Genomic DNA, 21,115 nt, shown 5'->3' with positions numbered 1-21,115 from the left:
GCCGTGGACGAGGAGGCCCGCTTCTGCCTGCGCTGCGGCACGGCGCTGGACTGGATCACGCTGGACGAAGACGGCGGCCCCAAGGCCCGGCTGCGCTGCCCGGCCTGCGGCTGGACCCACTGGAACAACCCGACGCCGGTGCTGGCGGCGATCGTCGAATGCGCCGACCGCGGCGGCCGGCTGCTGCTGGCGCGCAACGCCGCCTGGTCGGGGCGCATGTTCGCGCTGATCACCGGCTTCATGGAGGCCGGCGAAAGCGCCCAGGAAGGCATCCGCCGCGAGGTCGCCGAGGAGACCGGGCTCGTCGTCGAGACGCTGGACCTGGTCGGCGTCTACGACTTCCAGCGCATGAACCAGGTGATCATCGCCTGGCATGCGACGGCGCGCGGCGAGATCCGCCTGTCGCCCGAACTCGCCGAATACCGGCTGTTCGAGCCGTCCGAGGTGCGCTGCTGGCCGGCCGGCACCGGCTACGCGCTGGCCGACTGGCTGCGCTCGCGCGGTCACGAGCCGGTGTTCATCGACTGGCCGCCGCGCGATGCCGCGGCCCCGGCGGCCTAGAATCCGGCGCGATGGATGCCCTGCCTTTCGACAAGGAACTCGACACCCGCGGGCTCAGCTGCCCGCTGCCCATCCTCAAGGCCAAGAAGATGCTGGCCACGATGACCAGCGGCGAGGTGCTGAAGGTCGTCGCCACCGACCCGGGCTCGCTGCGCGACTTCCAGGCCTTCTCGCGCCAGACCGGCAACGAACTCGTCGACCAGCACGCCGAGGGCGCCGAGTTCGTGCACTGGCTGCGCCGCCGCTAGGCGCGCGCGATGCGGCCGCCGCAGCGGCCGCGTGAGCTCAGAGTTCCAGTCCGCGCAGGTATTCGCGGAAGCCGGGGCCCAGCTCCGGGTGCGCCAGCGCGAGTTCGACGTTGGCCTGCAGGAAACCTTCCTTGCTGCCGCAGTCGAAACGCTTGCCTTCGTAGCGGTAGGCGAAGACCTTCTCGCGCCGCAGCAGGCTGGCGATGCCGTCGGTGAGCTGGATCTCGCCGCCGACGCCGCGCGGCTGGCTCATGATCTCGTGGAACACGCCCGGCGTCAGGATGTAGCGCCCGGCCACGCCCAGCCGCGACGGCGCCTCGGCCGGCGCCGGCTTCTCGACGATGCGCGTGACGTCCATGAGGCGGTCGTTGACCGGCGTGCCGTCGACGATGCCGTAGCGCCGCGTCTGCTCCTGCGGCACTTCCTGCACCGCGAGGATCGAGGCGCGCCACTCGTCGAACTGCTGCACCATCTGCTTGAGCACCGGCGGCTCGCCGACCATCAGGTCGTCGGCCAGCAGCACCGCGAAGGGTTCGTTGCCGACCAGCCGCCGTCCGCACAGCACCGCGTGGCCCAGGCCCAGCGCCTGCGCCTGGCGCACGTAGATGCACTCCATGTCGTCGGGCTTGACGCTGTGCACGACGTCCAGCAGTTCCTTCTTGTTCGCCTGCTCGAGCGCGACCTCGAGCTCGAAGGTCATGTCGAAGTGGTCTTCGATCGGGCGCTTGTGGCGGCCGGTGACGAAGATCATCTCGCGCACGCCGGCGGCGTAAGCCTCCTCGACGGCGTACTGGATCAGCGGCTTGTCGACGACCGGCAGCATTTCCTTGGGCTGCGCCTTGGTCGCGGGCAGGAACCGCGTGCCGAGACCGGCGACCGGGAATATTGCCTTCTTGACCAACATTTTGTTACATAGAATGAGTTGATTCGATTTCATTCTGGCACGCGACTCCATGCGCCGAAACAGGCCCATGTCAGTGCCTGTTTCCTGCATGGACGTGCTGATCGTCGAGCCGCTGGAGCAGCGGGCGCTCGACTGGCTGGGCAAGCGGCGTGCGGTTCACGTCGAACCTTCGCTCGTGACCGACCCTCGCCGCTTCGAGGAACGGCTGGCCGAAACGCGAGCCGTCGTCGTGCCGGGCACGATGCGGATGGATGCGCGCACGCTGCTGGGCGCGCCCTCGCTGCGCGCCGTCGGTCGTCTCGACGGCGGGCCCGGCACGATCGACCTCGTGGCCTGCGAGAGTGCCGGCATCGCCGTCGTGCAGCCGGCGGGTGCCGGCTCGGTGGCCGAGGCCGAGTTCGCCACCGCCGCCATCCTGCAGCTGCTGCGGCGCATCCCGGTGCACGAAGGCCACGGCGTCTACGTCGGGCGCGAGCTGTCGTCGTCGACGGTGGGCATCGTCGGCATGTCGCCGACGGCGCGGCTGCTGTCGCAGCTGGCGGGCAACTTCGGCGCGCGCGTCGTCGGTTACGACCCGGCGCTGCATGCCTCGGACATCGCCTGGCGCCAGGCCGGCATCCGCCCGGTGCCGCTGGCCGAGCTGTTCGAGACCTGCGACGTCGTGGTGGTGCTGCTGGCGTATTACTCGCGCTACCACGGCCTGCTCGGCGAGCGGCTGCTCGAAGGCTGCAAGCCCGATCAGGTGCTCGTGTGCCTGTCGCCGGCCGCGGTGTTCGACGAGGCGGCGCTGGCCGCGACGCTCAAGACCGGCCGCATGGCCGCGGCCTGGTTCGATCGCCTGGAACCTGACTGGCTGGAGCCCGGGCGGCCGCTGTGGAACGTCGACACGCTGCACGTGACGCCGCGCCTGGCCCCGTCGACACGCGAGGCGCGTGCGCGCGGGGCCTGGGCGCTGGTGCGGCGGCTGGACGCGCTGCTGGGGGTCTCGGACCCCCAGGTGGCGTTCACCGAGACGGTGCCAGCCTCGCTCGTTGGGCTTGCAGGCGGTCCAGAGCCTGCGTGAAGCCGTCCAGGCGCGCCTTCTCCTGCTCGACCACGGCCGCCGGCGCGCGCGCGACGAAGCTCTCGTTGGCCAGCTTGGCGCGAGCCTTGGTCACTTCGCCTTCGAGGCGCGTGATCTCCTTGCCCAGGCGGGCGAGTTCGGCCTCGACGTCGATCTCGACGTGCAGCGCCAGGCGCAGGCCGCCGGCCAGCGCCACCGGCGCGGTCTGCGTCGCGGCGGCGAACGCCGCTTCGTCGGCCGGCACGCGCACCTCGGCCAGGCGGGCCAGCGCCTTCAGCAGCGGCGCGGCGGCCTCGACGAAGCCTGCGTCGCCATAGGCCACCAGCGGCACGCGCTCGCCGGGCGAGAGGTTCATCTCGCTGCGCAGGTTGCGCGTCACGCCGACGATGGCCTTCAGCCGCGCGACCCATTCGTCGGCCGCGGCGTCGATCTTCTCCGGCTGGGCGACCGGGTAGGGCGCGCCGGCGACCGAGTCGGCCACCTTGCGGCCGGCGACCGGCGCCACGGTGTCCCACAGCTCGGCGGTGATGAAGGGCGCGATCGGGTGCATCAGGCGCAGCACGGTCTCGAGCACGCGGATCAGCGTGCGCCGCGTCGCGCGCTGGGCGGCGGCGGCGCCGTTGGCGATCTGCACCTTGGCGATCTCGAGGTACCAGTCGCAGTACTCGTCCCAGACGAAGGCGTAGATCGCGTTGGCGACGTTGTCCAGGCGGTACTCGGCGAAGCCCTGGGCCACCGCCTGCTCGACACGCTGCAGCTCGCCGACGATCCAGCGGTCGGCCGGCGAGAACGTCATGTACTCGCTGCAGCTGCCGCTGGCGCAGGCCGCGTCGGCCTGCTCGCCGATGCCGCAGTCCTGGCCTTCGCAGTTCATCAGCACGAAACGCGTGGCGTTCCAGAGCTTGTTGCAGAAGTTGCGGTAGCCCTCGCAGCGCTTGGAGTCGAAGTTGATGTTGCGCCCCAGGCTGGCGTAGCTCGCCATCGTGAAGCGCAGCGCGTCGGCGCCGAAGCCGGGGATGCCGGCCGGGAACTCCTTCTCGGTCTCCTTGCGCACGCGCGGCGCGGTCTCGGGGCGGCGCAGACCGGTGGTGCGTTTGTCCAGCAGCGCCGGCAGCTCGATGCCGTCGATCAGGTCGACCGGGTCGAGCACGTTGCCTTCGCTCTTGCTCATCTTCTTGCCTTGCGCGTCGCGCACCAGGCCGTGGATGTAGACGTCGCGGAACGGCACCTTGCCGGTGAAGTGCGTCGTCATCATGATCATCCGGGCGACCCAGAAGAAGATGATGTCGAAACCGGTCACGAGCACCGACGACGGCAGGAACAGGTCCTGCTCGACGGTCTTCTCGGGCCAGCCCAGCGTCGAGAACGGCACCAGCGCCGACGAGTACCAGGTGTCGAGCACGTCCTCGTCGCGCTTGAGCTCACCGGTGTAGCCGGCGGCCACGGCGCGCTCGCGTGCTTCTTCCTCGCTGCGCGCGACGAACAGCTCGCCGCCCGTGCCGTACCAGGCCGGGATCTGGTGGCCCCACCAGAGCTGGCGGCTGATGCACCAGTCCTGGATGTTGTTCATCCAGTGGTTGTAGGTGTTGACCCACTGTTCCGGAACGAAGCGCACCTGGCCCGAGGACACGGCGTCGATCGCCTTGGCAGCGATGCTCTTGCCGTCGGCGCCGGGCTTGTTGACGGCGACGAACCACTGGTCGGTCAGCATCGGCTCGACGATCTGGCCGGTGCGTTCGCAGCGCGGCACCATCAGGCGGTGCTTCTTGGTCTCGACCAGCAGGCCGAGCGCGTCGAGGTCGGCGACGACGCGCTTGCGCGCCTCGAAGCGGTCCAGGCCGCGGTAGGCCTCGGGCGCGTTGTCGTTGATCGTCGCCTTGAGCGTCAGCACGCCGATCGACGGCAGGCCGTGGCGCTGGCCGACGGCCCAGTCGTTGGCGTCGTGCGCCGGCGTCACCTTGACGACGCCGGTGCCGAACTCGCGGTCGACATAAGCGTCGGCGATGACCGGGATCGTGCGTTCGGTCAGCGGCAGCTTGACGCGCTTGCCGATCAGCGCCGTGTAGCGCTCGTCCTCGGGGTGCACCATCACCGCGGTGTCGCCGAGCATGGTCTCGGGCCGCGTCGTCGCGACGACCAGGCTGCCCGAGCCGTCTTCCAGCGGGTAGCGGATGTGCCAGAGGAAACCGTCTTCCTCTTCGCTGGCGACCTCCAGGTCGGAGACCGCCGACTGCAGCACCGGGTCCCAGCTCACCAGGCGCTGGCCGCGGTAGATCAGGCCTTCGTCATAGAGGCGCACGAAGGTCTCGGTGACGACGCGCGAGAGCTTGTCGTCCATCGTGAAGTACTCGTGGTCCCAGCTGACGCTGTCGCCCAGGCGGCGCATCTGGCGCGTGATCGTCGCGCCCGAGCTGTTCTTCCAGTCCCAGACGCGGGCGACGAAGTTCTTGCGGCCCAGTTCGTGGCGCGACTGGCCGGCTTCCTGCAGCTGGCGCTCGACGACGATCTGCGTGGCGATGCCGGCGTGGTCGGTGCCGGGCACCCAGAGCGTGTTGTCGCCGCGCATCCGGTGGTAGCGCGTCAGCGAGTCCATGATCGTCTGGTTGAACGCGTGCCCCATGTGCAGCGTGCCGGTGACGTTGGGCGGCGGCAACTGGATGCAGAACGAGGGCTTGGACGGGTCCAGCGTGGGCGCGTGCGCGCCGCTGGCCTCCCAGATCGGGGCCCAGCGGGCTTCGATGGCAGCGGGTTCGAACGACTTGGCGAGTTCGGGCATGGGGCTCGTCGGCGGAAGGACGCCGCGGCGCGCACGGCAGCGCGCACGCGGGCGGACGATTGGGGGAAGATCGGGATTGTAGGTTGCCGCCCTCGCAGGAGATCCCGCCCATGAGCCATGCCGCCCGTCCGCTGTCTTCGGTCCTTCGCCGCGCCGCGCTGGCGCTGCTGCCGGCGGTGCTCGCCGCCTGCGGCGGCAGCGGTGGCTCCGACGATGGCGGGGCCCTGGACTGCAGCGTGCGCTCGCGCCAGGTCTGGCTGCGCGACTACATGGCCGACTGGTACTTCTGGTACCAGCTCTCGCCGCGCCCCGACCCGGCCGGCTACACGACGGTGCAGAGCTACTTCGACGCGCTGCTGTACACCGGCACCAGCGCCGACTTCCCGGCCGACCGCTGGAGCTATGACGACAGCACCGAGGACTTCAACCGCTTCTGGGGCGAGGGCCGCACGATGGGCTACGGCCTGTCGGTCGCCGGCCTCGAGGTCGACGGCCAGCCCGACCGGCCGCTGTACGTGCGTGCCGTCGAGGCCGGCTCGGATGCCGCGGCGCAGGGCGTCGTGCGCGGCGACGAGATCGTCTCGATCAACGGCATCAGTGCCGCATCGCTGATCAGCGACGGCAGCTTCTCGGTGCTGACGGCCAACGCCGTCGGCGACACGCTGGCGCTGGTGCTGCGCCGCGACGGCGCGACGCGCAACGTCAGCGTCAAGGCCACCGAGTACGCGCTGACGCCGGTGCCGGTGACGACGACGCTGACCACCACCGGCGGGCGCAAGCTGGGCTACGTCGTCGTCAAGGACATGATCTCGCAGGTCAACACGCCGCTGGCGCAGGCCTTCGCGTCCTTCGCCGCGGCCGGCGTGAACGACGTCGTGCTCGACCTGCGCTACAACGGCGGCGGCCTGGTGTCGGTGGGCACCACGGTCGCGTCCTACGTCGCCGGGGCCGCCAAGTCGGGGCAGACCTACGCCAGGCTGCTCTACAACGACCGCCACCAGGACCAGAACGAGAGCTTCAAGTTCCAGAGCCCGGCGTCGGCGGCGGGCGTCTCGCGCGTCTTCGTGCTCGTCGGGCCGCGCACCTGCTCGGCCAGCGAGCAGGTCATCAACGGCCTGCGCGGCGTCGGCATCGACGTCGTCGCGATCGGCGACACGACCTGCGGCAAGCCGGTCGGTTTCCTGCCCCAGGACGACGGCTGCGGCAGCGTCTACAGCGTCGTCAACTTCGAGTCGGTCAACGCGCGCAACGAAGGCCGCTACTTCGACGGCTTCGCGCCGACCTGCGCGGTGGCCGAGGACTTCACGCGGGCGCTGGGCGGTGCCGGCGAGCCGCTGCTGGCGGCGGCGGCCACCTACGCCGACACCGGCGGCTGCCCGGCCAGCGCCACGGCGCGCGTGCAGTCGCTGCGCCGCGGCGGCTGGCATGCGCCCGAGCCCGACGAGCGCCGCGGGATGATCGGGCGCTGACGCGCTTTCAGGCCGTCGCCTGCAGCTCGGGCACGACGCGGTTCTTGCCGTTCCGTTTGGCTTCGTAGAGCCGGGCGTCGGCGGCGGCCAGCAGCGCCTGGCGGCCGTCGGCCTCCTCGCGTTCGGCCAGGCCCATCGACAGCGTCACGCGCTGCAGGTCGGCGGCCACGGCCGGCCAGTCGTGGGCCTCGACGGCCGCGCGCATCGCCTCGCAGGCGCGCAGCGCGTCCTTGGCCGACGCCTCGACGAAGACGACGCAGAACTCCTCGCCGCCGTAGCGGGCGACGAGGTCGATGTCGCGGCAGTGCGCGCGCAGCAGCGTCGCGATCTCGCGCAGCACGGCGTCGCCGGCGGCGTGGCCGTGGCGGTCGTTGATGCGCTTGAAGTCGTCGATGTCGATCATCGCCACAGCCAGCGCGTGGCCGTGGCGTGCCGCGCGTGCGTACTCGTCGCGCAGGCGTTCGTCGAGCTGGCGGCGGTTGGCGACGCCGGTCAGCGGGTCGGTGCGCGTCTGCTCGGCCAGGCGCGCGCTCTCCAGCCGCGCCATCGCCGCGTCGTGGCGCGCGCGGGCCAGGTCGTACTGCACCTGCAGCGCGCGCAGCTTGCGGTCCGACTCCTCGTTGAACTGCGCCCGCTCGGCTTCGTGCAGAGCCTCGTGGTGCCGCAGCGCGGCTTCGTAGCGGCCGGCGGCCTTGTGCAGCCCCCACAAGGCCTTGTGCGCGCGTGCGACGTGCTGGCGGCTGCCGCGTTCGAGCGCGATCGCGACCGCCCGCTCCAGCGAGCGGCAGGCGCCGGCATCGTCGCCGTCGGCGGCCAGCAGCTCGCCCTGCAGCACGAGCGCGAAACACTCGGCGTTCGGGTAGCCGACGGCCTGGGCGCGCGGCACCACCTCGGCCAGCGCGGCACGCGCCTCGTCGCGGCGGGCCAGCGCGAGCAGCGGCTCGACGGTGTTGAGCCGGGCGATGACCTGGGCGCCGCCGGGCGCGGGCTGGCGGCCGTCGATCTCGATGGCGTGCTGCAGGTGCTGCAAGGCCTCTTCGTGCCGGCCGAGGTTCTTGCAGTTGATGCCCATGTTGTTGAGCACGTGCACGCTGCGCGCGGGGTCGCCGGCCCTCTCGTAGAGCGCCAGCGCTTCGCGGTACTGCACTAGGCCGGCTTCCGGATCGCCGCCCTTGGACAGCACGACGCCGATGCTCAGCAGCGTGCCGGCGAGCTGCAGCGGGTCGGCCAGCGTGCGCGCGACCGCGGCCGCCTGCGTGCCCCAGTCCAGCGCCGCGTCGAGCACGCCGGCCTCGTCGCAGGCGATGGACAGCGCGCGCAGCACCTGGCATTCGAGCAGCAGTTCGCCGGCGGGCACGAGGCCGCGCGCGGCCTGCAGCTCGTCCAGCGCCTCGGCGTGGCGGCCGAGGAAACTGAGCCCCAGGCCGCGCACGCGCCGCGCCGTGGCCAGCGTCGCCATCGGCAGCGCCGCCGACAGCGCCAGCGCTTCGTCGGCCAGGCGCAGCGTCTGCGCCGGCTGGGTGTAGTAGAGCTTCTCGGCCTCCGCGAGCAGCGCGCCGGCCTCGCGGGCGGCCGCTTCGGGGCTGTCCTGGGCGGCCGGGGTGTTCACGTCACATGAACAGGTGTTCGCCGGCGTTCTCGCCGCCGAGGATCACGTAGTTGACCTTCTTCAGGTCGGCCAGTGCGCGCCCGCCGGCGTAGCTGATCGAGCTCTGCAGGTCCTCGCGCATCTCGCGCAGCGTGTCGGCCAGGCGGCCCTTGATCGGCTCGAGGATGCGCTTGCCCTCGACGTGCTTGTACTCGCCCTTGTTGAAGTCGCTGGCCGAGCCGTAGTACTCCTTGTAGAGCTTGCCGTCGACCTCGACGGTCTGGCCCGGGCTCTCCTCGTGGCCGGCGAACAGCGAGCCGATCATCACCATCGTCGCGCCGAAGCGCACACTCTTGGCGATGTCGCCGTGGTGGCGGATGCCGCCGTCGGCGATGATGGGCTTGGTCGCCACGCGCGCGCACCACTTCAGCGCCGACAGCTGCCAGCCGCCGGTGCCGAAGCCGGTCTTCAGCTTGGTGATGCAGACCTTGCCCGGGCCGACGCCGACCTTGGTCGCGTCGGCGCCCCAGTTCTCGAGGTCGATGACGGCCTCGGGCGTGGCGACGTTGCCGGCGATGACGAAGGCCTGCGGCAGCCGCGTCTTGATGTGCTCGATCGTCTTGCGCACGCTTTCGGCGTGGCCGTGGGCGATGTCGATCGTGATGTAGTCGGCGCCGACGCCGTCGGCCGCCAGGCGGTCGATGGTCTCGTGGTCGTGCGGCTTGACGCCCGAGCTGATCGACACGAACAGGCCCTTGTCGCGCATGCGGCGCGCGAACTCGACGCTGTCGAGGTCGAAGCGGTGCATGACGTAGAAGTGGCCGGACGCGGCGAGCATCTCGGCGATCGTCTCGTCGAGCACCGTCTTCATGTTCGCCGGCACCACCGGCAGATTGAAACGGCGTCCGCCGAAGACGATCGAGGGGTCGCATTCGCTGCGGCTTTCGACGCGGCATTTGCGCGGCAGCAGCAGGATGTTGTCGTAGTCGAAGATTTCCATGGCCGGGCTCCGTGATCCGTGAGAGGCGATGGACCCGGCTGCAGGGCGCCGGCGGCGGGCGCGTCCTGGAATGGCGGCCGGTGTGCCGGACGCAAGAAATCGAGTCCGGTGACCGATTGTACGCAGCGGCGCCCGGCAAGCGCGTCGGCTGGACTTGGCCGGCCGCCCGGCGCGGTCACCCCGTGTTACGCTGCGACGTCACAGAGCGACCGGCCGGGGACGGGTCGGATTGCACATGAACAACGCCCTCGACGCGCTGAACCAGCGGCTGCGACAGGAGCGTCTCGCACTCGCACTGCTCTTGCTGGCCGTGGCCCTGGCGCTCGGCTGGGCGAGGCTGCGCGCGCGCGACGATGCCCTGGCCGCGGAAGGCGACCGCCTGGCCGATCAGGCGGTCGCGGTGCGCCAGGTGCTGGCGCTGCAGGTCGACGCCGCACGCCTGGCGCTGGACACGCTGCGCAGCTCGCTCGTCGCCTCGCCCGGCGGGGGATCCGAGCGCCTGCGTGCCTTCGCCGGCTCGACGCCGGTCATCGGCGACGTGCTGCGGCTGGATGCCGGCGGCCGCGTCGTCGCCGCCAGCCGCGCGATGCCGCCCGGCAGCCGCATCGGCCCGCTGCCGGACACGCAGCGGCCGGAACTGCTGTACCTGCGTCCGCCCGACCAGGACGAACTCGGCCGCCGCCGGCTGCTGATGCTGCTGGCCATGCCCGACGGCGGCTGGCTGGCGACCGAGCTGGACACGGCGCACGCGCGCGCCGTCTTCGGTGCCGTGCGCTACGCCTCGGACATGCGCGTCGCGCTGGCTCACGGCAGCGGCCGGCTGCTGCTGTCGGAGCCGCCGGTCGCCGATCCGGCCTCGGTCGACCTGACGCGCAGCAGCCCGGCTTTCGTCGCCCATCGGCGCAGCGGGCGCGACACCAGCGTGCAGCGCGCCCACAGCGCGCTGTCGACCGACGACCGCCTGTTCGCGCTGGCCACGCTGGGCGCGCCGCGGCTGCCGCTGGACGGCAACATCGAGTTCGCCACCAGCCGCAACGTCGACGCGGTGCTCGAACCCTGGCGCACGCAGACGCTGCTGGTGGTGGCCGGCTTCCTCGCGGTGTCGCTGGTCGCCGCCTTCGGCCTGGCGCTGATGCAGCGCCGCCAGCGCGAGGCGATGGACCGCCTGCGTGTCGAGAGCGAACGGCTGGAGCTGGCGCTGCGCGGCGCCGACCTGGGGCTGTGGGACAACGACTGGCGCCTGGACCACGGCACGGTCAACACCCGCTGGTGCGAGATCCTCGGCCTGCCGCCGCCCGACGGCCGCGACATGCGCGCCGTCTGGCTGGAGCGCCTGCACCCCGACGACCGCGACACCGTCATCGCCGCCGAGCAGCGCCACCTGGACGGCCGCAGCCCGGCCTACGAGGTGATCTACCGCCTGCGCCATGCCGACGGCCGCTGGATCTGGGTGCTCGATCGTGGCAAGGTGCTGCAGCGCGCCCCCGACGGCCGGCCGCTGCGCATGAGCGGGACGCTGCTGGACATCGACAAGCGCATGCGCGAGCAGCAGGCGCTGGCGGCCAGCGAGCGCCGGCTGGCGATCACGCTGCGTTCGATCGGCGACGGCGTCATCGTCACCGACCGCGAAGCCCGCGTCACGCGCATGAACACGACCGCCGAACGCCTGACCGGCTGGCCCGAGGTGCAGGCGCTGGGCCGGCCGCTCGTCGAGGTCTTTCGCATCGTCAACCAGCGCAGCGGCGAGACGGTGCCCAACCCGGCCGAGCAGGTCATCGCCACCGGCCGCATCGTCGAGCTGGCCAACGACACCGCGCTGCTGGCGCGCGACGGCCGGCGCCTGTTCATCGAGGACAGCGCCGCGCCGATCCCGGGCGACGACGGCGACATCGCCGGCGTCGTGCTGGTCTTCAGCGACGTCACCGAGCGCTACGTCGCGCGCCAGGCGCTGCGCGAGCGCGAGCGGCTGCTGGCCGGCATCACCGACGCCTTGCCGGGCCCGGTGGCCCGGCTGGACCTGCAAGGGCGCTACCGCTTCGCCAGCGCCGCCTACCGCGAGTGGTTCGGGCTGGACCCTGCGACCGTCGTCGGGCGCACGATCAGCGAGGTGCTGGGCGAGCCGCTGCACCAGCTCGGCCTGCCGTATCTGCGCCGCGTGCGCAACGGCGAGGTCGTGCGTTTCGACCTGCCGCTGAAGACCACCGACGGCGTGCAGCGCCACGCCTTCGTGACGCTGCTGCCCGACCGCGACGCCGAGGGCCGCGTCGTCGGCCATTTCGCGGTCACCTTCGACATCGGCGAGCTCAAGCGCACCGAGGAGGCGCTGCGCGCCAGCGAGCGCCGCCTGCGCGTGCTGCTGGACAACCTGATGACCGGGGTCGTCGTGCACGAGCCCGACCTGTCGGTGCGCGAAGCCAACGCCGCGGCGCTGCAGATGCTCGGCGCCGCGAACCTGCAGGCCCTGCTGGCACGCAGCGCCGAGGACTGGGAGGTCGTCGACGAACACGGCCAGCCGCTGGCCCAGGACGAGCTGCCGGCGATGCGCGCGCGGCGCGGCGGACGGCGCATCGCCGACATCGTGCTCGGCCTGCGCCGCCCCGACGGCCGCCAGCTCTGGGCGCTGTGCAACGCCGTGCCGCTGCACGACGGCGACGGCCGGCTCGAGTCGATCGTCGTCGCCTTCGCCGACATCACCGCGCGGCGCGAGGCCGAGCGCCTGGAGCGCCGGCTGCGCGACACGCAGAAGATGGAGGCCATCGGCACGCTGGCCGGCGGCATCGCGCACGACTTCAACAACATCCTCGCCGGCATCCTCGGCCGGCTGACGCTGGCGCGCGAGGACGCGGCCGCCTCGCGCCCGGTGCACGAGCACCTGGACCAGGCGATGCAGGCCGGCCTGCGCGCGGTGGCGCTGGTGCGCAAGATCCTCGAGTTCAGCCGCGGCGAGACCGGCGCGATGACGACCCAGCCGGCGGCGCCGGTGGTCGAGGAGACGCTGGGCATGCTGCGCGCGATGGTGCCGCCGGGCGTGCAGCTGCTGGCCGTGCTGCCGGCCGAACCGGTCGCCGTGCGCGTCGACGGCACCCAGCTGCAGCAGGTGCTGCTGAACCTGGCGACCAACGCCTGGCACGCGCTGCCGGTGACCGGCGGCCGCGTGGAAGTCGGGCTCGAGCGCCTCGATGCCACGCAGGTGCGGGCGCTGGGCGAGCCGGCGCTGGCCGAGGGGCCTGTCGCCCACCTCTGGGTGCGCGACGACGGCCACGGCATCGCGCCCGAGGTCATGTCGCGCATCTTCGAGCCCTTCTACACGACCAAGCCGGTGGGCAAGGGCACCGGGCTGGGCCTGTCGGTGGTGCACGGCATCGTGCAGGCGCATGGCGGCGCGATCCGCGTCGACAGCCGGCCCGGCCAGGGCAGCACCTTCCACGTCTACCTGCCGTCGCCCGAGGCGCCCGAGCCGGCACCACCGCCGGCGGCCGGCGAGACGGCGGCACCGCGGCCGGTGGCGTCGGGCGCGCACGTGCTGCTCGTCGACGACGACCCGATCGTCGCCGCGGTGCACGGCCAGCTGCTGCGCCGCGCCGGATACCGGGTGCAGGTCTGCGACTCGGGCCGCGAGGCGCTGGCGCTGCTGGAGCGCTCGCCGACCGCCTTCGACGCCGTCGTCACCGACCACAACATGCCCGACACCTCGGGCATCGAGCTGGCGCGCCGCATCGCCGAGGCGGCGCCGCGGCTGCCGGTGCTGCTGTGCTCGGGTTTCGTCGACGACGCGCTGCACGCCCAGGCCGCGGCGGTCGGCGTGCGCGTCGTCGTGCCCAAGGAGGACGCCTACGAACGCCTGGCGCCGGCGCTGGCCGCGGTGCTGGCCGAAGGGGGCGGCTCCTAGAATCCCGGGATGCATCTCCAAGACGCGCAGCTGCTGCGCAACCTGAATCCCGAACAGCTCGCCGCCGTCACGCTGCCGGCCGAACCGGCGCTGATCCTTGCCGGTGCCGGCTCCGGCAAGACGCGCGTGCTGACCACGCGCATCGCCTGGCTGCTGGCCACCAACCAGGTCTCGCCGGGCGGCGTGCTCGCCGTCACCTTCACCAACAAGGCCGCCAAGGAGATGCTGACGCGGCTGGGCACGATGCTGCCGTTTGCCGTGCGCGGCATGTGGATCGGCACCTTCCACGGCCTGTGCAACCGCCTGCTGCGCGCGCACTGGAAGGCCGCAGGGCTGCCGCAGAGCTTCCAGATCCTCGACAGCGCCGACCAGCTCTCGGCCGTCAAGCGTGTCGTCAAGGCGATGAACCTCGACGAGGAGCGCTTCGTGCCCAAGCAGGTGGCGTGGTTCATCGCCGGGCAGAAGGAAGAGGGCCGCCGGCCGGCCGCCGTCGAGGCCTTCGACGAGCACACGCGCAAGCTCGTGCAGGTCTACGAGGCCTACGAGGAGCAGTGCCGGCGTGAAGGCGTGGTCGATTTCGCCGAGCTGATGCTGCGCAGCTACGAGCTGCTGCGCGACGACGACGCGCTGCGCGAGCACTACCGCCGCCGCTTCGGCCATGTGCTCGTCGACGAGTTCCAGGACACCAACCGGCTGCAGTACGCCTGGCTGAAGATGTTCGCGCCGCCGGGCGCCCAGGGCCAGGGCGTGTTCGCCGTCGGCGACGACGACCAGAGCATCTACGCCTTCCGCGGCGCGCGCGTCGGCAACATGGCCGACTTCGAGCGCGAGTACCGCGTCAAGAGCGTCATCAAGCTCGAGCAGAACTACCGCTCGTTCGGCAACATCCTCGACGCCGCCAACGCGCTGATCGCGCACAACTCGCAGCGCCTGGGCAAGAACCTGCGCACCGACGCCGGCCCCGGCGAGCCGATCCGCGTGCAGGAGGCGCCCAGCGACTACGCCGAGGCCCAGTGGCTGCTGGAGGAAGCGCGCGAGCTGCACCGCGGCGGCCTGGCGCGCAGCGAGATCGCCGTGCTCTACCGCAGCAACGCGCAGAGCCGGGTCATCGAGAGCGCGCTGTTCAACGCCGGCATTCCGTACCGCGTCTACGGCGGCCTGCGCTTCTTCGAGCGCGCCGAGGTCAAGCACGCGCTGGCCTATCTGCGGCTGCTGGAGAACCTCGACGACGACACCAGCTTCCTGCGCGTCGTGAACTTCCCGGCGCGCGGCATCGGCGCGCGTTCGATCGAGCAGCTGCAGGACGCGGCGCGCGCCAGCGGCCGCAGCCTGGCGCAGAGCGTCGGCGCGGTGCCGGGCAAGGCCGGCATCAACCTGCAGGGCTTCGTGCACAAGCTCGACGCGATGCGCAGCGCCACCCAGGGGCTGACGCTGCGCGAGATCATCGAGCACGTCGTGCACGAGAGCGGGCTGCTGGACTTCTACCGCACCGAGAAGGAAGGCCAGGACCGCATCGAGAACCTGCAGGAACTGGTCAACGCCGCCGAGAGCTTCGTGACCCAGGAAGGTTTCGGCAAGGACGCGGTGGCGCTGCCGCTGGACGAGCACGGCCCCGGCACGCTGGCCGGCGGCGGCGAGGCGCCGCTGCCCGCGCCCGACGCCGAGACCGGCGAGATCGTCTCGCCGCTGGCGGCCTTCCTGACGCACGCCTCGCTGGAGGCCGGCGACAACCAGGCCCAGGCCGGCACCGACGCCGTGCAGCTGATGACGGTGCACTCGGCCAAGGGGCTGGAGTTCGACGCCGTGTTCATCACCGGCATCGAGGAAGGCCTGTTCCCGCACGAGCAGTCGCTGTCCGACGCCGACGGCGTCGAGGAGGAGCGGCGGCTGATGTACGTCGCGATCACGCGCGCCAGGAAGCGCCTGTACCTGAGCTTCAGCCAGACGCGCATGCTGCACGGCCAGACGCGCTACAACGTCAAGAGCCGCTTCTTCGACGAGCTGCCCGAAGGCGCGCTGAAGTGGCTGACGCCGCGCCAGCAGGGCTTCGGCTCGGGCTACGCGCGCGAGTACCGCCAGGCCTGGGACCGCGGCCAGGGGCTGTCGGGCATCGTCGGCGCCGGGCGCGTCGAGCGCGCCGAGCCCTGGCAGCAGCCGGTGCCGTTCACGCCCAAGGCGCCGCCCGCGCCGGCCGGCCAGGCGCCGCTGCGCACCGGCCAGGCGGTGTTCCACACCAAGTTCGGCGAGGGCGTGGTCGTCACGCTCGAAGGCAGCGGCGAGGACGCCCGCGCCCAGGTGCGCTTCGGCCGCCACGGCGTCAAGTGGCTGCTGCTGGCGATGGCCAAGCTGACGCCGATCGAGTGACCGGCAGGGTGCCGGCGGGGCGGTCTCAGACCGGCTCGACCGGCGGCCGCACCGCGTCGGCGCCGCCGAAGCTGTCGTTGAAGGTGAACAGCAGCGAGACGTAGAACACGGTCGAGAACAGCAGGCCGGCCGGCAGCGCCAGCATCGAGGCCGCGCTGTGCGCGCCGAGCAGCGAGAAGACCAGCGCCGCGACGATGCCGAAGACCGTCGCGACGACGAACCAGGCCAGGCCGTAGACGAGGAACGCGCCCTTGCAGCGCCAGACCGCCAGCGTGCTGGAGAACAGCGACTGCGCGACGCCCTGGCGGCCCCAGTGCACCAGTGCCGGCGCGTGCCAGAACGGCACCGACAGCAGCGAGCCCAGCACCAGGCCGAGGAAGGCCGCGGCGGTGACGCCGGGTTCGTCCATCAGCGCGTCCAGTTCCTCCTGCGGCACGTTGCCCTGGGCCATCAGCGCCTGCAGGCGCTGCATCGCGCCGCCGGAGACCAGGTCGCAGGCGACGAGGATGCCGATCGCGCACAGCCCGTACAGCGCGCACAGCACCAGCAGCGAGGTGCGGCGCTTGGCGTCGCCCTTCAGCGGCTCGATGAACTGCGCCGGCGTCACCGGCCCGCCGAGCAGCGCCGACTGCGACGCGACCATGAAGCCCAGCGACAGCATCGGCAGCGACATCATCTGCAGCACGCCGCCGAGGATGGGCACCAGCGACACCGCGAGCGCGGCGAACAGGAACACGGCGAACAGCGCCGTGAAGGCCAGCGGGCGGCGGGCGTAGAGCGCGAAGGCGTCGCGCAGCCAGCGCGCGCCGCGCGCCGGTTCCACCGTCTTCAGTTGCAGCGGCATGCTGGGGGACTCAGGGGCTGGGCGTGGCCGGCGGGTGCCACGGGTTGTCGATGCGGTCGCGCAGCAGGCGTTCGAAATGCGCCGGGTCCTTGGGCTGCAGCAGCGCGGCGTCCCGCGGCAGGTGCCAGTCGCGCAGCCGCGACAGCCAGAAGCGCAAGGCCGCGGCGCGCAGCAGGCCCGGCATCAGCCGGATCTCGGCGTGCGTGAGCGGGCGCACCGCCTGGTAGGCGGCCATGAAGGCGAGCGCACGTTCCTCGTCGAGGCTGGCGGTCGTCAGGTCGGCGCACCAGTCGTTGAGGCAGACGGCGATGTCGAACAGCAGCGTGTCGGTGCCGGCGAAGTAATAGTCGAAGAAGCCGCACAGGCGGTCCTCGCCGGCGGTCTCGTCGAACATCACGTTGTCGCGGAACAGGTCGGCGTGGATCGCGCCGCGCGGCAGCGAGCGTCCGGCGGCCGAGGCCGCGAGCTGTTGCTGGAAGGCGAGTTCGTCCTGCAGCAGCGCGGCCTGCGCGGCGTCGACAAAGGGCAGCACCTCGGGCACCGTGGCCGCCCACCAGTCCAGGCCGCGCAGATGCGGCTGCTCGACCGGCAGGTCGGCGACGGCGAGGTGGGCGCGGGCCAGCATCTCGCCGACCTGGGCGCAGTGCGGCGCCTCGGGCGAGAGCCGGTGGCTGCCCGGCAGCCGCGTCACCACCGCCGCCGGCTTGCCGGCCAGCGTGTGCAGCAGGCCGCCGTCGGCGTCGGCCTGCGGCGCCGGCACCGGGATGCCGTGCTGCGCCAGGTGCTGCATCAGCGCCAGGTAGTAGGGCAGCTCGTCGCGCGACAGGCGCTCGAACAGCGTCACGACCCACTGGCCGCGCGCCGTCGTCGCGTAGTAGTTGGTGTTCTCGATGCCCGAGCGGATGCCGCGCAGGTCGGTCAGCGCGTCCAGGCCCAGGCGGCGGAGCAGGGCATCGGCTTCGGCGAAGCCGACTTCGGTGTAGACGGCCACTTCAGGCTCCCGCGTGGCCGGCTGCTGCGCCGGCGTGCGTCACGGTGCCCACGGTCAGAACGAGAGCATGTGCCAGAGGCGCTGGCCCGACAGGTCGCCGGGCTGCGACGGATCGCGCGCGCCGCTGGACGGCACGATCTCGTAGGGCTTCACGCCCGGCACCTTGCTGCGCACGGTGATGCTCTGCGTCTGGCCGCGCACCTTGAGTTCCTCGATGCGCACGTTGTCGTCCTCGGACACCTGGCGCTGCACGGCCGCTTCGGGCACGCGTGACGCGGGGGCCGAGGCCGAAGCGTCGGGCGGCAGCGCCGTCTGCGCCGGAGCGCCGGTGGCCACGGCCAGGAGAGCCAGGGCCGGCAGGAGGAAACGGGACGGTCGCGCCATGGCGTGATTCTAGGCGGCCCGCCAGGGCCCGCCGGCTCGCCTGGCCGACAATGGGGCAATGGACGATTCCCGCCCCACGCTGCTGCTGGTCGACGGCTCCAGCTACCTCTACCGCGCCTACCACGCGCTGCCCGACCTGCGTTCGCCCGACGGTTTCCCCACCGGCGCCTTGCACGGCATGGTCGCGATGATGAAACGCCTGCGCGAGCAGGTGCCCGCCGAGCACGCCGTCTGCGTCTTCGACGCCAAGGGCCCGACCTTCCGCGACGACTGGTACGCCGACTACAAGGCGCAGCGCGCGCCGATGCCCGAACCGCTGGTGCAGCAGATCGCGCCGATCCACGAGGTCGTGCGCCTGCTCGGCTGGCCGGTGCTGGAAGTGCCCGGCATCGAGGCCGACGACGCGATCGGCACGCTGGCCTGTGTCGCCAAGCGAGCCGGCCACCGCGTCGTCGTCTCCACCGGCGACAAGGACCTGGCCCAGCTCGTCGACGAGCACGTCACGCTGATCAACACGATGAGCAACGAGACGCTGGACCCGGCCGGCGTGCTGGCCAAGTTCGGCGTGCCGCCGGAGAAGATCGTCGACTACCTGACGCTGGTCGGCGACGCCGTCGACAACATCCCGGGCGTCGAGAAGGTCGGCCCGAAGACGGCCGTGAAGTGGATCGCCGAACACGGCTCGCTCGACGGCGTGATGGCCGCCGCGGCGACGATCAAGGGCGTGGCCGGCGAGAACCTGCGCCGTGCGCTGGACTGGCTGCCGCAGGGCCGGCGCCTGGTCACCGTGGCCTGCGACTGCGATCTGGCGGCCCACGTCGCCGGCTGGCCGGCGCTGGACGCGCTGGCGCTGCGCGCCGCCGACGAGGCCGGGCTGCTGGACTTCTACCGCCGTTACGGCTTCAAAACCTGGGGCCGCGAGCTGGAGGGCCGGCTGGGCGGCGACGCGCCCGCCGCGGCGGCCTCGACCGGCGCCGCGCCGGCCGCCCCGGCCGTCGAGATCGCCCGCGAGTACGAGACGATCGCCAGCTGGGAGCGCCTGGACGCCTGGCTGGAGCGCCTGCAGGCCGCCGAGCTGGTGGCGATCGACACCGAGACCGACTCGCTGGAGCCGATGAAGGCGCGCATCGTCGGCATCAGCTTCGCCGTCGAACCCGGCCGCGGCGCCTACGTGCCACTGGCGCACGCCGGCCCCGACGCGCCCGAGCAGCTGCCGCTGGACGCCGTGCTGGCGCGCCTGAAGCCCTGGCTGGAGGACGCCTCGCGCGCCAAGCTCGGCCAGAACCTGAAGTACGACCGCCACGTCTTCGCCAACACCGGCATCGCGCTCGCCGGCGTGCGCCACGACACGATGCTCGAGAGCTACGTGCTCGAGGCGCACAAGCCGCACAGCCTCGAAAGCCTGGCCGAGCGCCACCTCGGCCGCAAGGGCCTGTCCTACGAGGACTTGTGCGGCAAGGGCGTGAACCAGATCCCGTTCGCCCAGGTCGACGTCGCGCGCGCCACCGAGTACTCGGCCGAGGACAGCGAGATGGCGCTGCACGTGCACCAGGTGCTGTGGCCCGAGATCGAGGCCGACGCCGGGCTGCGCCACGTCTACGAGGCCATCGAGATGCCGGTGGCCGAGGTGCTGGCGCGCATCGAGCGCCACGGCGTGCTCGTCGACCCGCAGGAGCTGGCGCGCCAGAGCCGCGATCTGGCCGAGCGCATGGTCGCGCTGGAGCAGGAGGTCTATGCGATCGCCGAGCAGCCCTTCAACCTGGGCAGCCCCAAGCAGATCGGCGAGATCCTGTTCGGCAACCTGGGCCTGCCGGTGAAGAAACGCACCGCCAGCGGCGCGCCGAGCACCGACGAGGACGTGCTGACCGAACTCGCCGCCGACTACCCGCTGCCGGCGCGCATCCTCGAGCACCGCAGCCTGGCCAAGCTGAAGGGCACCTACACCGACAAGCTGCCGCTGATGGTCAACCCGGCCACCGGCCGCGTGCACACCAACTACGCGCAGGCGGTGGCCGTGACCGGCCGGCTGGCGAGCAACGAGCCCAACCTGCAGAACATCCCGATCCGCACGCCCGAGGGCCGGCGCGTGCGCCGCGCCTTCGTCGCGCCGCCGGGGCACGTGATCCTGAGCGCCGACTACTCGCAGATCGAGCTGCGCATCATGGCCCACATCAGCGAGGACGAAGGCCTGCTGCGCGCCTTCTCCGAAGGCGTCGACGTGCACCGCGCGACCGCCGGCGAGGTCTTCGGCGTGCCGCTGGAGGAGGTGACGAGCGAGCAGCGCCGCTACGCCAAGGTCATCAACTTCGGCCTCATCTACGGCATGGGCGCCTTCGGCCTGGCGAGCAACCTCGGCATCGAGCAGAAGGCGGCCAAGGACTACATCGACCGCTACTTCGCGCGTTTCGCCGGCGTCAAGCGCTACATGGACGAGACCCGGGTGCGGGCCAAGGAGAAGGGTTTCGTCGAGACGGTCTTCGGCCGCCGGCTCTGGCTGCCGGAGATCAACTCCGGCAACGGCCCGCGGCGCAGCGGCGCCGAGCGCCAGGCGATCAACGCGCCGATGCAGGGCACGGCCGCCGACCTGATCAAGCTGGCGATGATCGCCGTGCAGCAGGCGCTGGACGCCGAGCGCCGCGCGACGCGCATGGTCATGCAGGTGCACGACGAACTGGTGCTCGAGGTGCCCGAGGCCGAGCTCGACTGGGCGAAGGACGCGATCCCGCGCCTGATGGCCGGCGTCGCGGCGCTGAAGGTGCCGCTGGTCGCCGAAGTCGGCATCGGCGCCAACTGGGACGAAGCCCACTGAGTGAGCCCCCAAGCTCGCTAGCGCTCGCTACCCCCCAAGGGGGCCGTCCGCCGACGGCCCGGCAAAGCCGGGCCGTGGCGGGAAGCTTGATCGCGCACGCCTTCTCGGCCGCGCGCGCTCGCTGACATCGTTCTTTCGACGTTGCTTGGCACGATGCTCCTTCCTTGGACCGAGCATGCGTGAAAGTCCCGGTGACCTTGTCACGGTTCTGTCGCGCGGCGTTCA

General features: G+C 71.9%; 14 protein-coding genes. 7 read left to right on the top strand and 7 right to left on the bottom strand.

What is annotated here, in order from left to right:
• The first annotated feature begins 3 nt into the window (after window positions 1–3).
• Window positions 4–561 carry an NUDIX domain-containing protein gene (locus tag RGE_RS16565; RefSeq protein ID WP_014429599.1) on the top strand — a complete coding sequence of 186 codons (558 nt, stop codon included), beginning with the start codon at window positions 4–6 and terminating at the stop codon, window positions 559–561.
• A gap of 11 nt (window positions 562–572) precedes the next feature.
• Window positions 573–809 carry a sulfurtransferase TusA family protein gene (locus RGE_RS16560; protein WP_014429598.1) on the top strand — a complete coding sequence of 79 codons (237 nt, stop codon included), beginning with the start codon at window positions 573–575 and terminating at the stop codon, window positions 807–809.
• A gap of 37 nt (window positions 810–846) precedes the next feature.
• Here the strand turns inward: RGE_RS16560 and galU are convergent, their stop codons facing one another.
• Window positions 847–1,713 carry a UTP--glucose-1-phosphate uridylyltransferase GalU gene (galU, locus tag RGE_RS16555; protein ID WP_043784226.1) on the bottom strand — a complete coding sequence of 289 codons (867 nt, stop codon included), beginning with the start codon at window positions 1,711–1,713 and terminating at the stop codon, window positions 847–849.
• Between the two features lie 67 nt (window positions 1,714–1,780).
• On the opposite strand from galU, the gene RGE_RS16550 reads away from it, so the two are divergent.
• Window positions 1,781–2,776 (top strand): NAD(P)-dependent oxidoreductase, encoded by a 996-nt coding sequence (locus RGE_RS16550; protein ID WP_014429596.1) that lies wholly within the window; start codon window positions 1,781–1,783, stop codon window positions 2,774–2,776.
• On the opposite strand, the gene RGE_RS16545 is transcribed toward RGE_RS16550, so the two are convergent.
• Entirely contained in the window at window positions 2,718–5,552 is a 2,835-nt protein-coding gene (locus RGE_RS16545) for a valine--tRNA ligase (RefSeq protein WP_014429595.1), read from the bottom strand. The two genes, RGE_RS16550 and RGE_RS16545, sit on opposite strands and share 59 nt — an antisense overlap.
• 110 nt (window positions 5,553–5,662) lie before the next feature.
• On the opposite strand from RGE_RS16545, the gene RGE_RS16540 reads away from it, so the two are divergent.
• Window positions 5,663–7,021 (top strand): S41 family peptidase, encoded by a 1,359-nt coding sequence (locus RGE_RS16540; protein WP_014429594.1) that lies wholly within the window; start codon window positions 5,663–5,665, stop codon window positions 7,019–7,021.
• Between the two features lie 7 nt (window positions 7,022–7,028).
• Here the strand turns inward: RGE_RS16540 and RGE_RS16535 are convergent, their stop codons facing one another.
• Entirely contained in the window at window positions 7,029–8,630 is a 1,602-nt protein-coding gene (locus RGE_RS16535; protein WP_014429593.1) for a GGDEF domain-containing protein, read from the bottom strand.
• Window position 8,631: 1 nt separating this feature from the next.
• Window positions 8,632–9,609: a GMP reductase gene (locus RGE_RS16530; protein ID WP_014429592.1), complete on the bottom strand. Its 978-nt coding sequence runs from the start codon at window positions 9,607–9,609 to the stop codon at window positions 8,632–8,634.
• 235 nt (window positions 9,610–9,844) lie between these two features.
• Here RGE_RS16530 and RGE_RS16525 point away from each other — a divergent pair, with 235 nt between their 5' ends.
• Window positions 9,845–13,498 (top strand): PAS domain-containing protein, encoded by a 3,654-nt coding sequence (locus RGE_RS16525; RefSeq protein ID WP_014429591.1) that lies wholly within the window; start codon window positions 9,845–9,847, stop codon window positions 13,496–13,498.
• Between the two features lie 9 nt (window positions 13,499–13,507).
• Window positions 13,508–15,862, top strand: a complete 2,355-nt coding sequence (locus RGE_RS16520; RefSeq protein WP_014429590.1) for a UvrD-helicase domain-containing protein — start codon at window positions 13,508–13,510, stop codon at window positions 15,860–15,862.
• Window positions 15,863–15,887: 25 nt separating this feature from the next.
• Here RGE_RS16520 and RGE_RS16515 read toward each other — a convergent pair whose 3' ends face one another.
• From RGE_RS16515 to RGE_RS16505, 3 genes are read right to left on the bottom strand one after another with little or no spacing between them, the layout of a single operon-like run.
• Window positions 15,888–16,706 (bottom strand): BPSS1780 family membrane protein, encoded by an 819-nt coding sequence (locus RGE_RS16515; RefSeq protein WP_014429589.1) that lies wholly within the window; start codon window positions 16,704–16,706, stop codon window positions 15,888–15,890.
• A gap of 10 nt (window positions 16,707–16,716) precedes the next feature.
• Complete coding sequence (locus RGE_RS16510; protein WP_014429588.1) at window positions 16,717–17,697, bottom strand: homoserine kinase; 981 nt, start codon at window positions 17,695–17,697, stop codon at window positions 16,717–16,719.
• Between the two features lie 54 nt (window positions 17,698–17,751).
• The gene (locus RGE_RS16505; protein WP_050985644.1) at window positions 17,752–18,081 is read right to left on the bottom strand and encodes a hypothetical protein; all 330 of its coding nucleotides are present in this window, start codon (window positions 18,079–18,081) and stop codon (window positions 17,752–17,754) included.
• A 58-nt stretch (window positions 18,082–18,139) separates the two neighbouring features.
• Here RGE_RS16505 and polA point away from each other — a divergent pair, with 58 nt between their 5' ends.
• Window positions 18,140–20,890 (top strand): DNA polymerase I, encoded by a 2,751-nt coding sequence (gene polA, locus RGE_RS16500; RefSeq protein ID WP_014429586.1) that lies wholly within the window; start codon window positions 18,140–18,142, stop codon window positions 20,888–20,890.
• The last annotated feature ends 225 nt before the right edge of the window (window positions 20,891–21,115 follow it).

This window comes from Rubrivivax gelatinosus IL144, from assembly GCF_000284255.1.
Lineage (GTDB): Bacteria > Pseudomonadota > Gammaproteobacteria > Burkholderiales > Burkholderiaceae_C > Rubrivivax > Rubrivivax gelatinosus_A.
This window is presented reverse-complemented; position numbering and strand designations above follow the sequence as displayed.